General features: G+C 61.4%; 12 protein-coding genes. All 12 read right to left on the reverse strand.

Translation table 11 applies throughout. The features are described from left to right. Positions 1–4: 4 nt before the first annotated feature. Positions 5–1405, reverse strand: coding sequence for a PIG-L deacetylase family protein (locus CXF97_RS04205; RefSeq protein ID WP_101157091.1), 1401 nt, complete (start codon positions 1403–1405; stop codon positions 5–7). Between the two features lie 8 nt (positions 1406–1413). Next, positions 1414–2310: an antimicrobial resistance protein Mig-14 gene (locus tag CXF97_RS04210; protein WP_101156470.1), complete on the reverse strand. Its 897-nt coding sequence runs from the start codon at positions 2308–2310 to the stop codon at positions 1414–1416. Then, complete coding sequence (locus CXF97_RS04215) at positions 2310–3440, reverse strand: glycosyltransferase (protein ID WP_101156472.1); 1131 nt, start codon at positions 3438–3440, stop codon at positions 2310–2312. Before CXF97_RS04215 ends, CXF97_RS04210 begins: the two co-directional genes overlap by 1 nt. Then, positions 3424–5181, reverse strand: coding sequence for a carbamoyltransferase (locus CXF97_RS04220; protein ID WP_101156475.1), 1758 nt, complete (start codon positions 5179–5181; stop codon positions 3424–3426). Before CXF97_RS04220 ends, CXF97_RS04215 begins: the two co-directional genes overlap by 17 nt. Positions 5182–5353: 172 nt before the next feature. Beyond that, positions 5354–5683 carry a YceK/YidQ family lipoprotein gene (locus CXF97_RS04225; protein WP_101156478.1) on the reverse strand — a complete coding sequence of 110 codons (330 nt, stop codon included), beginning with the start codon at positions 5681–5683 and terminating at the stop codon, positions 5354–5356. 153 nt (positions 5684–5836) lie between these two features. Further along, positions 5837–7288 (reverse strand): lipopolysaccharide kinase InaA family protein, encoded by a 1452-nt coding sequence (locus CXF97_RS04230; protein WP_101156480.1) that lies wholly within the window; start codon positions 7286–7288, stop codon positions 5837–5839. Continuing rightward, positions 7288–8040 carry a lipopolysaccharide kinase InaA family protein gene (locus tag CXF97_RS04235; protein ID WP_101156483.1) on the reverse strand — a complete coding sequence of 251 codons (753 nt, stop codon included), beginning with the start codon at positions 8038–8040 and terminating at the stop codon, positions 7288–7290. The genes CXF97_RS04230 and CXF97_RS04235 overlap by 1 nt, the downstream gene beginning before the upstream one ends. Beyond that, on the reverse strand, positions 8037–8771 hold the full coding sequence (locus CXF97_RS04240; RefSeq protein WP_101156486.1) for a lipopolysaccharide kinase InaA family protein: 735 nt from the start codon (positions 8769–8771) through the stop codon (positions 8037–8039). Before CXF97_RS04240 ends, CXF97_RS04235 begins: the two co-directional genes overlap by 4 nt. Further along, positions 8771–9577, reverse strand: coding sequence for a lipopolysaccharide core heptose(I) kinase RfaP (gene rfaP / locus CXF97_RS04245; protein ID WP_101156489.1), 807 nt, complete (start codon positions 9575–9577; stop codon positions 8771–8773). Before rfaP ends, CXF97_RS04240 begins: the two co-directional genes overlap by 1 nt. Then, entirely contained in the window at positions 9577–10698 is a 1122-nt protein-coding gene (locus CXF97_RS04250; protein WP_101156492.1) for a glycosyltransferase family 4 protein, read from the reverse strand. The genes rfaP and CXF97_RS04250 overlap by 1 nt, the downstream gene beginning before the upstream one ends. Continuing rightward, complete coding sequence (waaC, locus tag CXF97_RS04255) at positions 10698–11759, reverse strand: lipopolysaccharide heptosyltransferase I (RefSeq protein WP_101156495.1); 1062 nt, start codon at positions 11757–11759, stop codon at positions 10698–10700. Before waaC ends, CXF97_RS04250 begins: the two co-directional genes overlap by 1 nt. 1 nt (position 11760) lies before the next feature. Further along, on the reverse strand, positions 11761–12795 hold the full coding sequence (gene waaF, locus CXF97_RS04260; protein ID WP_101156498.1) for a lipopolysaccharide heptosyltransferase II: 1035 nt from the start codon (positions 12793–12795) through the stop codon (positions 11761–11763). Positions 12796–12884: the final 89 nt, after the last annotated feature.

Consider the following 12884-nt stretch of genomic DNA (forward strand, 5'->3'; position numbering starts at 1 on the left):
GTCGTTACAAACGCCAGAACAGTTCGTGTCGCCGAACCGCCTTGCGGAAAAATTCGTTCTCGCCATAAGGCGAACCGGACCGCCCTGCCAGCCATCGCTGCAAGGTTCGACGCAAGCGGCGCTTGAACGGCGCGGGCGGTTGCAAATCATGCATCATGCCCAGGGCCATGGCCTTGTCACGTTGCTGCTCCACCGATAACGCCAGGCATACAGGCTGCACCGGCAAGCCAGCATCAAAAGCTGGCGGCAGCGCCACGCCCTCACCACTATTGCCCATCGGCCAGCGATCATTGTCATGCAGGTGGTTGGCATAACCGAGCAGCGTCGGCTGCCAGTCCAGACTCTTCAATACTTCAAGCACGGCCTGCTGCGCACAGAGGTGGTCGGGGTGCGGATCCAGCGTCGGATGCGGCAGCACAATGACGTCCGGACGCGCGCGCAGGACAGTTTCGCGCAGATCGGCCAGCAGATTGTTCCAGGTCGGCGCGCCATCGGCGTCACCCGGGAGCACAAATGAATTGAATTGACGGAACAGACGGGTATCGCTCAAGTCCGCTTCGCGCGAGCCCACCGGTTGACCCGGCTTGTCACGCATCGCCGCCAGTTGCAGGCAGAAATACCCCAACTGCACGCAACGTTCCTGAGCGACACCGGCCCATTGCGGCACGGTGAGGCTGTCCCAGGCACGCAACCGTCCCTTCAGTCGCGCGGCGTCGACCATGCTCATGCCCATCTGCTGGTAATGTTCGGCCTCGATTTCGCCAGCCGTCAGGGTAACGATCCAGGCTTCATCGGCCTGACTGTACAAACCAAAAGCCGCCAGTTCCGCATCGTCCGCGTGTGGCGCAATGACCATGACCCGCTGACGACGATAATCGGCGTGCTCCAGCGCCCACAGCACCGGCTCTCCCGACACCCGGCAGTAACGTCCGCGCAGGCGCAACACACCCGCCGACAATGCTTGCGCCTGACCGCTCAGGTTCAGATAGCGCACGCCGCCGACACCGCGCTCGAAGGTCTGCACATCAGGATTGGCGCCGCCCGACAACTCGATCCGGGGATCAAGGAAACGTCCCAGCCAGGTGCTTTTGACCCGCACAGCCAGGATCAGCATGGCGTCGTCGGCCAGCATCACACCGTCATCCAGACGCAGTTGCTCGCCGTGCAGGTGCACCTTCGGCTGCGGGGTATACGCAGGGAAGCTGTACTGGTAATCGTCGCTGGGGGCATAGAACAGATGATCGGCAAACCACGCCTCATGGGCGACCCAGGCGCCGGTCAGCAACAGCGGCGCCAGCCACCAGGCGACCAGCACGCTCAGCGCTATGATGGCGGCCAGTACAACCAGCACAGTCACGCGTTTGTTGCGTCGATGGCGCTTGAGCAATTGCTGTTTGCGGCTCATGGTCTGACTCATACGGTGAAGACCGGCACAGGGTTGCACCAGCGATCCTTGTATTCACGGTCAGCGCGACCGAACGAAAACCGCAGCGGCTTGCCGAGCGCCCGTGCCTGCTCCCAGGCGCTTTGCGTATTGAGAAAGCTCAACACGCTGCCGGGGCTGAATTCGCGAGTTTCAGGATCAACCCCGCCATTCACGTATTCGATACTGATCCAGTCTGGCGCCTCGACGCGGTAGACCAGTTGAATCGCGATCGGCGCATCGTTGAGGAAAATGACCGAGCCGATCAGCAGCTCGCGCAGCAACTCGATAACCTCGGCCATGCGCGCCGCACCGGTGGCAGGAAACCCCCAACGACGCTGAAACAGATCGCAGTACATCGCGGCCAGTTCAACGCTGGAAAACTCACTGACCGCTCGCACCACGCCGCCCGCTTCTTCCAGCAGGCGCAATTCCCGGCGCTGGTTGTAGCGAAACTTTTTCGACAATTCTTCCGGTGTGCGGGCCATGGCCAACTGTTCAGTCTGCAACTTCAAGCCACTGAAGCGGCTTTCGTTGAGCGCCGACAGATAGCGCGCCCGATGGCGCAGCGGTGCCTGAGCATCGACCGCGGCCGGCAGGATCAGCTCGGCATTGCCGAGATCGAACAGGCCTTTCTTGCCGTGGCGCTTGAGCGCGTCCTTGGACAGGGCCAAGTCGCGGCCCCAGGTTGCAATGGCGGCTTGAACATCGCCTTGCTGCTGCCAGGCGAGATAACGCACCGGTATGCCGGCCAGGTCCGCCAGACGCTCGATGACCAGCGGATGCGTCGCGACACTGCCGCCATAACGCTGCCAGGCAGCGGCATAGGTTGAGGCGTCAACGGGCGACCAGCCACGTTCGCGCCAGCCTTGAAATCGGTTGAGCATCAGCCCCTCGTTGCCAGATCGGTAACTGGCGGCAGGCGCCAGAAGGTCTCGCGCACCGCACGGTCGGAGAAACGCTCATGCAGTCGCTCGAGCATCATCTGCGCACATTGACGACGCTGCTGCTCATCCATCGCAGCCAGATGTTGCAGCCCTTGAGCCAGATGTTCGGCATCGCCCAGTGGAAACAGAATGCCCACGCCCTCGACCACCTCCTTCGCCCCGCCGCACGCGGTGGCCAGCAACGGCACGCCGGCAGCCATGGCTTCCAGCAATACCATGCCGAACGGCTCATGATCGGAGCTCAGGGCAAACACATCGAAGGCGCGAAAGTAGTTGCGCGCATCGGGCACCTGACCGAGAAACAGCACTCGATCGGCAATGCCCAACGCCCGCGCCGACGCCTTGAGATCCTGCTCCAGGCGACCGCTGCCGAGAATCACCAGTTGACTGTTGTCCGGCAGTCCAGGCAGCGCCTGGGCAAAACCGCGCAGCAGCGTGGCCTGATCCTTGTCCGGGTGCAGGCGGCCGACATTCCCGACAATCCAGGCATCCGGCGACAGACCGAGAATCTCACGTGCTTCTTCGGCCGGTAGCTGGCGGGCTTGCAGAGCAGGCACGTCGATGCGGTTGTAAAGGGTCTGGATTCGGCTTGCCGGCCACTTCGGCAGGCAGCGCCGCATGTCGTCACGCACCGCATCCGACACACCGAGAAGGCTCAGGCGCTTGCGGAAAACATGCGCGAACAGTTTGCGCGTCCGACGCTGGTAATCGCCGAATGCGTGGTGCACGCCTATGACCGGCAGCGAGGTGCCGAGCAAGGCGATATAGATGGGCTTGAAGCGATGAGCGATGCACAGACTGAAATTGCGCGAGGCGACAATCTTGCGCAGATCGCCGATAGCACCCAGTTTCAGGCCACGAATGGCCTTGGAACTGTACTCCATGAACAACACTTCGTCCGAAGCACACGCTGCTGCCACCTCGCTATCGGCGGCCCCGGTCAGAAACACCGTGGTCACCCGATAGCCGGTGCCGGCAAACAGGCTGGCGTACTGCCGTGCGCAGTCCAGGAACGGCCCGTCATAGCCGTGACAGAACTGCAGCACATGGCGTTCAGCCGAGCGAGTCATAAGCGTTCGCGCCCTCTTTCACCACCAGGATGTCTTCCATGATCAGGTATTGCAGATCCGACCCGAAAAACATGTTCAGCGCGTCGGTTGGCGAGCAGATCATCGGCTCGCCACGACGGTTGAGCGAAGTGTTCAGCGATACGCCGTTGCCGGTCAGGTTTTCCAGCGCTTTCATCATGTCGTAGTAGCGCGGGTTGTATTCGCGCTTGAGCACCTGGGCGCGGGAAGTACCGTCTTCGTGGACCACTTCCGGCACGCGGGTTTTCCACTCTTCGGCGACTTCGAAGGTGAAGGTCATGAACGGCGCCGGGTGATCGATCTTGATCATCTGCGGCGCGACGGTGTCGAGCATCGACGGGCAGAAAGGCCTCCAACGCTCGCGGAACTTGATCTGGTGGTTGATGCGATCGGCGACACCGGCCACGCTCGGGCACCCGATGATCGAACGGCCACCCAGTGCACGCGGGCCAAACTCCATGCGGCCCTGGAACCAGGCGACCGGGTTGCCATCGACCATGATCTTGGCGATCTGCTCGGGCATGTTGTCGAGCTTGCGCCAGGTCGGCTTGTTCTCGTGGCGCGCGCAGGCGGCAATCACGTCCTCGTTGCTGTACGACGGGCCGAGGTAGACGTGTTCCATCTTCTCGACCGGTACGCCACGGGCGTGCGACACGTAAGCGGCAGCGCCAACCGCGGTGCCGGCATCGCCGGACGCAGGCTGTACGAACAATTCTTTAATGTCGTCGCGAGCAATGATCTTCTGGTTCAGCTTGACGTTCAACGCACAGCCGCCGGCGAATGCCAGTTTGCCGGTTTCCCTGAGCACATCGCCCAGGTAGTGGTCGATCATCTGCAGCGCCAGCTTTTCAAACAGCGCTTGCATGCTCGCGGCGTAGTGGATGTACGGCTCGTCGGCAATGTCACCTTCGCGTTTCGGCCCCAGCCACTCGATCAGCTTCGGTGAGAAGTAGAAGCCTTTGCCCTTCTCTTTATAGCGGCGCAGACCGATGACGTTGGCGTAGTCGGTGTTGATCACCAGCTCGCCATTCTCGAACGAGGCCAGACGCGAGAAATCGTACTTGCTGGCGTCGCCGTACGGCGCCATGCCCATGACCTTGAATTCGCCGTCGAGCATTTCAAAGCCGAGGAATTCGGTGATCGCACCGTACAGACCACCGAGGGAGTCCGGGTCGAAAAATTCCTTGATCTTGTGAATCTTGCCGTTTTCGCCATAACCGAAGAAGGTCGTGGCGTATTCGCCTTTACCGTCGATGCCGAGGATCGCGGTTTTTTCCTTGAAACCCGAGCAGTGATAAGCACTGGAGGCGTGGGCAAGGTGATGCTCGACCGGCTCGATCTTGATTTTCTTCGGATCGAAGCCCAGTTGCTCGAGGCACCAGACGATCTTGTTGCGATAGCGCTTGTAGCGACGGTTACCCATCAGGATCGCGTCAAGAGCACGATCCGGGGCGTACCAGTAACGCTTGGCGTAGTGCCAGCGGGCTTTGCCGAACAGGCTGATCGGCGCAAACGGAATCGCTACCACGTCAACGTCGGACGGTTTGATACCGGCCTGCTCAAGGCAGAATTTCGCCGATTCGTAGGGCATGCGGTTCTTTGCATGTTTATCGCGTACGAAGCGCTCTTCCTCAGCCGCCGCGACCAGCTTGCCGTCGATGTACAAGGCTGCGGAAGGATCATGGCTAAGGGCGCCGGACAGGCCAAGAATCGTCAATGCCACAGGGGTCTAGCCTCTTTAGTCTGCATGCAGGCGCGATGCGCCTTGAAAATTGATGTGCCCTCGCACGGGGCGAGTGGCAGCTAAAGGGCGGGATTATAGCGTAAACATCAGGGGAATGACCCGGTGCGAATTGCCGCTGCCAGGATTGGTCCGATTCAACGGGTACAAAGCCTCAGTAGCCGTCTCTGCGCCAGTAAATACTCAGATTTCCGTCGGCGGCCTGGCGATAGATCGTGTAGGGCAGCGAAAGCGTGTCGAACGCAGCGGACAACGGCAGATCAAGCAATACGAGGGGCACCATAAAGCCCGCAGGATTGGGCGGTGCGTTCAAGATGCAGAAGTCAAAGGCCAGGCCACTGTAGATACGCGGAATGGATTGGCAGTAAGTCTTCTGTTTGCGCAGGTTCCGAGCAGCATCTGCGTCCAGCTGCAACACCGTTGACACACTGCCACAGCCTGATAGAACCGAGAGAAAAACGCCTAGCGTCATAATCTTTGTCATGCCCGGGACTCGTCATCCGAAATCGTCAGGCAAATTAGCATCGAGGCTGAACCGCAGACAGTTCATGGCTTCTGGCGAAGCTGTAGGACGAGTCGCTGTTATTTGTGCGTAGCCGCCAACAGGCTCGCCTTCGCAGCCTGCTGGCGACAGGACTCAGCCCGCGCTGGAGATATCTTTGGGCAACCGCTGATCAATGACTTGATACAACGCGCTGCTTTCAGGCCAGTTACGCATGAACCTCGCCCGATCGCGGGCATAAGCCGGGGCGAAACTTCCGGCCGATGAGTGCTGACACATCGAATCGAGGTCGATCAGCGCCCAGCGATCCGTCTGCCAGAACAGGTTGTGGCCCTTGAAATCGCCATGACTGATGCGCTCGGCGATCAATCGGGCAAACAGTTGATCCAGCGCCTGCAACTCGGCTTCCGGTGCCTGGCCATTTTCTACGTACGGCGCAAAGCGCTCGATGATGTCCGGCCCTGGCAGATATTCGGTGACCAGATAAGCGCTGCGGCGCAGCCACAAAAAGCGTTTTTCCAGCATTGCCAGCGGTTTCGGCGTGGCGATGCCCAGGAAAGCCAGACGATTGCCCTCGCGCCATGAATGCCACGCCCGGCTCGGGCGCCAGAAACGCTTGAGCCAATGGGCGAAGCCTTTGATGTTGTAGCGTTTGATCACCAGCGAGCGACCGCCCGCCTGAACCTTGCCGACACTCGCTGCGCCACCGGTTTTGTACAGATGCCCCTGATCGAGCAAGGCGTCAGCCTGCTCCAGCACCGGCAGCATGGCGGCCTCTTCCTCACGACGGATGGCGCGCAGGACAAACGCGCCGCGATGCACTGCAAACAGTGTGCAGTCGCGACCGACCTTGATCAGGTAATCCCTGAGCCTCCAGTTGCGCACTTTGTCGATCTGCTTTTGCAATGCCTCCAGCGGCAACGCATGCTCGCTGTTGCTCAGCAAGTAATACACCAGCAGCTCTTCGGTGAACGGCTCCAGTGACTTCGGCAGCTGAGCGAAGAATACCCCGAGGTTTTCCAGCACTTTTTGTCGGGACAGTGGCTGCCCAGCCGTTTCCGCACGAACGCCGGCGCCATCGATCAGGTACAGCTGACCGCCATGGCGCAGCAGATTGTCCAGGTGCAGATCCTCTTGCCAGAGTCCTTTGCCGTGCATCCGACCGATAGCATCCAGTGCTTCGGCCAATACCGCGGTTTGTTCATCAGCCAGCGCCGGCAGAGACTCGACCTTGGCCCAGGCATCGCCAAGGCTTTCGGCGCCCTCGAGAAATTCGAAGAGCAGCCAGCCACCCTCGCCGCCTTTCAGTCCATCGGCCAACAGCAAAGGCGTGGTCAGGCCCTGCGCAGCGAGTAGCCGCACCCCGTCCAGCTCTCGTTGGAAATGCCGGGCAGCCTTGCTGCCGACCAACAACTTGGCCAATACCGGCCGACCGCGCCAGACGCCGGCGCCAACGTAACGCTGCCCGGGCAACACCCGCAGCAGGCTCAGCAACTGTAAATCCGCCGCACCGGCGGCGTCCGCCAGGCTCACGGTCAGTGGCAGGGAAGGTGCGCGCCCGGAGCGGGCCAGCTCGGACAATTGCATCAGCGAGTCTCCTTGTGGCTGCGCCGCGCTGTCAGTCGGGTCAGCCAGCTGTCGAGCAGCGAGCTGTCAGTTGGTTGATCGAGATAAGCCGCGAGCAGTTGGCGCAAGTCGGCCTCGCGCCACTGCGGCGCGCGACGCTGCAACGGCTCCAGATCCTTGACCCGATCACGCACGCCGAACAGCAGCAGCCGGGTTTTCTCCAGATCGATCAGTTGCGCCTCATAGCCGTCGCCGGTGGCGCGCAGGAAGATATGTTTGGGATAAAAACAGCCATGCACCTGGCGCGCGCCATGCAGCCGTCGCGCCAGCAGCCCGCAAGCCTTGAGAATGGCCGAATGCTGCGCGTCACTGAGCTGCGCCCAGCGCGTCAACAACGAATCCAGATCACTCCAGCCATCCAGTGCGCGCGTGAGCAGAATGGCGCGCACTTCACCGGCGACTTTGCGCTGACCGAAAAACGCCGCCTGCAACGCCGGAATGCCCAGCTTGCGGTAACGGCTGATGTTGCGAAATTCGCGGGCAAAGCTCGGTTCGCCAAACGGCGCCTGCAAGGTGCGGGTCAGATAATTGCTCTGGCGCTTGAGGTAATAGCCCTGGCCTTCCAGATCGAGACGGAACACGCTGCTCCAGCCGCCACCGGCAGTGTTGGGCTCATCCACAGCTTCAAGCTGTTTGGCCCACAGTGCGTCGAAATTGCCGAGACCGTGGCGCTCCAGCAGTGCGCGGTCCTGTTCGGCAAGAAAATCAGTCATTCGCGCCCCTCGAAAAATCTCACCACGTGGCGAATCCGTTTCTTGTCGGCGACATCGAGCCGATCACACTGGCGATATTGCTTGTAGAAGCGCAGGCGCTGGGTGTTGGACAGGTGATATTTGGCCAGTTTGTCGAGACAGGCGAGGTCCTTGGTGATCCGGTACTTGAGCCAGAAGCCGCGCCAGAATTCGCCGTTGGGGCAGTCGATGAGGAAAATGCGCGCCTGATCGTCGATCAGCAGATTGCGCCATTTCAAATCGTTATGCGTAAACCGATGGTCGTGCATGGTCCGGGTGTAGCCAGCCAGTTGCCGGCTGACACCGTCGACCCAGGCGCGATCCTTGAGCCGGGGATCCTTGCGCTCGGCCAGCGCCGAGAGATCTTCGGTATTGGGCAGCTCACGGGTAATCATCGCGCCACGGTCATAGGCCGCGCCGCGCCGCTCCAGGCCCCAGGCCACCACCTCGGCAGTGGGGATACCCCACTTGGCGAAGCGCTTGAGGTTCTGCCATTCCATCTTCACGCGCGGCTTGCCGAGGTAGCGGCGCAAGCCTTTACCGGCGCCGACGTAGCGTTTGACGTAGTAATTGACCCCGTCACGCTGCACCCGAACGACTTCCGACAGCGGATCGCGGGTCAGACGTTCGCCCTGCAAGGCAAATACGGCTTCGAGGCTGCCAAAATCTTCGGCGAGGTCGCTGTACTGCGGTTCAAGTGTCCAGCCCGCCATCAGAGCGCATCCCCGTAACGCTGTTTGCGCGCGTAGAGTTTGTCAGCCTTGCCTTGCAGCCAACTCAGCAGTGGCGCCTCTTGCGCCAGTACCTGGCGCAGCGGCTGCTGGAAGTAGCCTTTAAGGAAACGCAGCTTGTCGCGGCGGGTCAGGCCAATGTCCAGCGCGGAAAAATACAGCGCCGCCAGATCTTTATTGCGCCAGCGCTGAGTAATTTTTGCGCGGGTCTGGGCCCGATGCAGGTCAATCACCGAGAGTTTGAAATCTTCCGGCGTGACCGGTTTGTCGGTGTGCAGCAGGAAGTGGCAGATATAGCAGTCGCGGTGATTGACCCCGGCGCGGTGCATCATGCCGGTCATCCGCGCGACTTCGGCAATCAGCGCGCGTTTGAGTTTGGGCTCCGGCGGCTGTCTGATCCAATCGATGCTGAAGTCTTCGAGGCTGATGGTCGGCGCCAGTTCTTCGGTGACGATGAACGAGTGCTGATCCGCCGGATTGCTGCCCTTCTCGCCGTAGGCGACGGCGGTCATGGTTGGCACGCCGACTTCCTGCAGACGCTGGATGGCCTTCCACTCTTGCCCTGCACCGAGTACCGGCAGCTTGGCGGTCAGCAGGTTCTTGAAGATTTCGCCCCAGCCAATGCCACGGTGAATCTTGACGAAAAAGCCATTGCCATCGACTTCCGTGCGCAATGTCCGGCGCGCTTCCAGCTCGCGGTATACCTCGCCCTGCAAGCCTTCGACTTCAGCGAACGGGTCGCGTCCAGCCCAAAGGCTCTTGAACGGTTCAGCCAGCATCAACTTCATTAAGCGTGCTCCGCCAGAATCACATCGGCCGCGTGCTGCGGCATGCTGTAGAGGTCGGCCGTATCGGCAAAGGCCAGACCGTTGCGGCTCCAGGCCGCCCGTGCAGCGTCGTCGCTCAACATTTCGCTCAGGTATTGCGTCAGCTGCGCCTGCTCGAACGGCTCGTCCAGCACTCGCCCGGCGTCGGCCTCGGCAATGTAATGGGCGTAACCGCACACCGCGCTGACCAGCACCGGCAGGCCGGCGACCAGCGCTTCAAGCAGCACGGTGCCGGTGTTTTCGTTGTAGGCCGGGTGAATCAACAGGTCGGCGCCGAGCAGAAAACGCGGGATATCGCTGCGCCCTTTGAGAAAGGTCACGTTGTCGCCCAGGCCCAGCGTCGCGCTCTGCATCTGGAACAATTTGGGGTCATCCTGGCCAATTACAAACAGCCGCGTGCGTTTGCGCAATTCGGCCGGCAACGCGGCCAGCGCTTTGAGGCTGCGATCGACACCCTTGGTCTTGAAGCCGGAGCCGATCTGCACCAGCAGCAACTCGTCGTCCTTGAGGTTGAATTCGGCGCGAAAACCGGCGCGAATCTCATCGGCATTCGCCGGACGCCGACGATCCTGGGCAATGCCCGGCGGCAGCAGATGAAAGCGCTCAAGTGGCGTGTCGTAATGCTTGATGAACAGCGGCTGCTGCACTTCGGAAATCATCAGCACTTCGGTCTTCGCGTCCTTGGCGAACACCGCGCGCTCGTACTCGGCGAAGTGGCGATAGCGGCCCCAGCGGCGGTACAGCGAATTGCGCAGATTCTGCGCCTTGTCTTCGAAGCAACCGTCGGCGGCGTAGTAGACGTCCAGGCCTGGCATCTTGTTGAAGCCGATCAAGCGATCGACCGGCCGCCTGGCCAGATCCGCTGCCATCCACGCGCTGAGTTTTTCGTTGCGCCGGTGATTGAAGAACGCCTTGACCGGCGCCACCAGCACTTCGAAACCCGGCGGTATGTCGCCTTCCCAGATCAGCGTGTAGACGCGAATCTGATGGCCGCGCTTCTGGCATTCGAGGGCGATACGCATGAAGTCGCGCTGCAGGCCGCCGAACGGAAAATATTTGTACAGGACGAATGCCAATTGCATCAGCGCAGCTCCTCAGCCATTAACAACGTGCTCAGTCGGCTGGCGACACGCTCGGGATTCACACGCGTGAAGCACAACGGCTGCTCGCGTTTCAGATCAAACTGACGGGCATCCTGCTCGGTCGGTTGATAAGTACATTTCTTCTGCATGCAAGGCGCGCACGGAAAGTCAGCGGCCAGATGAATCTGCAGTTTCCCGTAGGCGCCGGTCAGGCCCGGGTTGGTCGGGCCGAACAGCGAGATGGTCGGCACGTCCAGCGCCGCGGCCAAATGGCCCAGGCCGGTATCCACCGCCACGCAAGCCTGCGCGCCGGCGAGGGCTTTGCCGACGCCGGCCAGATTCAGCTTCGGCAGCACTTCGGCGTGTTTGAAGCCAGCAGCGATGCGCTCGGCGCGGGCCTTTTCCTGCGGGTTGCCCCACGGCAACTTCACGCCGACGCCGAGGTAGCCGACGCGCTCGGTCAGCTCGCGCCAGTAGATTTCCGGCCAGTGCTTGGTGTCCCAAGTGGTGCCGTGGAGGAACACCACGTAAGCGTTCTTGCGTGGCAACTCGACCAGGCGCTCGACGTTGAGGCCGTAATCGCCGAGGCCTTTGGGCAGGTCGTAACCCAGAGCGATAGCGAACAGCTGGCGCACGCGCTCGACGGCGTGCTGGCCACGGGCAACGGCGAGCTTGCGATGATAGAAGCGTGCGGCCATCGGTTCGCGGGCCGAGGTTTTATCGAGACCGGCCACGGGTGCTTTGACGTAGCGAGTCAGCCAGGCGCTTTTCAGCAAGCCCTGGGCGTCGATCACCAAGTCGTATTTGTTCGTGCGAACGCTCTGCTTGAAGCGTTTCCATTCGCCGCTGGTGATGGTTTTCCACAGGCTCTTGCGCCAGCGGCGGATCGCCACTGGAATTACCTTGTCGACCGCCGGGTGCCAGGTCGGAATTTCGGCGAAGCCCTCTTCCACCACCCAGTCGAACTTGATGCCCGGGATTGCGCGCGCAGCGTCGGTCAGCGCCGGCAATGCATGAATCACATCGCCCAGCGAGGAAGTCTTGATCAGCAATACCCGCAAGTTATTGAACCTCGACCACGGAGCCCTGCAACTTCTGCAAGGCATCGTTGACCGCGTCCGGCATCAGCTGGCGCAGGCAGTTGTAATGGCCGAACCGGCAAGTACGATCGAAGCACGGGCTGCATTCGATGCCCAGGCGCACGATCTCGACCTGCTCGGCCAGCGGCGGGGTGAAGCCCGGCGAGGTGGAGCCGTACACCGCGACCAGCGGACGGTTCAACGCCGCAGCGACGTGCATCAGGCCCGAGTCGTTGGACACCACCGAGTCGGCGCAGGACAGCAGATCGATAGCCTCGGCCAGAGAAGTGCCGCCGCTGAGGTTGACCGATTCTTCGCGCAGGCCTGGAATCAGCCGGGCGCGGATGTCTTCACCGACCGCGTGATCGTTTTTCGAGCCGAACAGCCACACCTGCCAGCCTTCGCGGATGCGCGCTTCGGCGACCTTGGCGTAATGCTCGGATGGCCAGCGCTTGGATTCGCCGAACTCGGCGCCGGGGCATAGCGCCAGGACCGGGCGATCGAGGGTCAGGCCGAATTTGGCCAGTGCCGCTGCGCGGGTGACCGGGTCGATTTGCAGGCTCGGACGCGGGTACGGCTTCGGCAACTCGGCGTTCGGCTCGTAGGCCAGAGCCATGAAGCGCTCGATCATCAGCGGGTAGCGTTCTTTGTCGAGGGTGCGCACGTCGTTGAGCAGGCCATAGCGCAATTCGCCGCGCCAGCCGGTACGTTTCGGGATGCCGGCGAAAAAGGGCACCAATGCCGACTTCAGTGAATTGGGCAGCAGGATCGCCTGATCGTACTGACCGCGCAGGGATTTGCCGATGCGCCGGCGCGTCGCCAGCTCCAGCGCGCCGTGGCCGAGCGGGAAGCTCAAGGCCTTGCGCACTTCGGGCATGCGTTCGAGGATCGGCCGGCTCCATTCGGGCGCCAGCACGTCGATTGCGCATTGCGGGTGGCGCTGTTTGAGACACTGAAACAGTGTCTGCGCCATCACCATGTCACCGACCCAACTGGGCCCAACGATCAGAATATTCATGTGCTTTCCAAAAACGAACCGGGGAGGCATTTACGCCTCCCCGCCTCGAGAATTCTACAAACACTGTAGATCTTCTGTGGGAGCGAGCC

This window comes from Pseudomonas sp. Choline-02u-1, from assembly GCF_002836515.1.
Taxonomy (GTDB): Bacteria; Pseudomonadota; Gammaproteobacteria; order Pseudomonadales; family Pseudomonadaceae; genus Aquipseudomonas.

What these genes read in the sequence shown, in the direction of transcription:
- CXF97_RS04215 (WP_101156472.1), bottom strand. Translation starts at nt 3,440, where the DNA reads ATGACTCGCTCGGCTGAACGCCATGTGCTGCAGTTCTGTCACGGCTAT.
- CXF97_RS04235 (WP_101156483.1), bottom strand. Translation starts at nt 8,040, where the DNA reads ATGACTGATTTTCTTGCCGAACAGGACCGCGCACTGCTGGAGCGCCAC.
- CXF97_RS04210 (WP_101156470.1), bottom strand. Translation starts at nt 2,310, where the DNA reads ATGCTCAACCGATTTCAAGGCTGGCGCGAACGTGGCTGGTCGCCCGTT.
- CXF97_RS04225 (WP_101156478.1), bottom strand. Translation starts at nt 5,683, where the DNA reads ATGACAAAGATTATGACGCTAGGCGTTTTTCTCTCGGTTCTATCAGGC.
- waaF (WP_101156498.1), bottom strand. Translation starts at nt 12,795, where the DNA reads ATGAATATTCTGATCGTTGGGCCCAGTTGGGTCGGTGACATGGTGATG.
- CXF97_RS04230 (WP_101156480.1), bottom strand. Translation starts at nt 7,288, where the DNA reads ATGCAATTGTCCGAGCTGGCCCGCTCCGGGCGCGCACCTTCCCTGCCA.
- CXF97_RS04240 (WP_101156486.1), bottom strand. Translation starts at nt 8,771, where the DNA reads ATGGCGGGCTGGACACTTGAACCGCAGTACAGCGACCTCGCCGAAGAT.
- CXF97_RS04205 (WP_101157091.1), bottom strand. Translation starts at nt 1,405, where the DNA reads ATGAGCCGCAAACAGCAATTGCTCAAGCGCCATCGACGCAACAAACGC.
- CXF97_RS04250 (WP_101156492.1), bottom strand. Translation starts at nt 10,698, where the DNA reads ATGCAATTGGCATTCGTCCTGTACAAATATTTTCCGTTCGGCGGCCTG.
- rfaP (WP_101156489.1), bottom strand. Translation starts at nt 9,577, where the DNA reads ATGAAGTTGATGCTGGCTGAACCGTTCAAGAGCCTTTGGGCTGGACGC.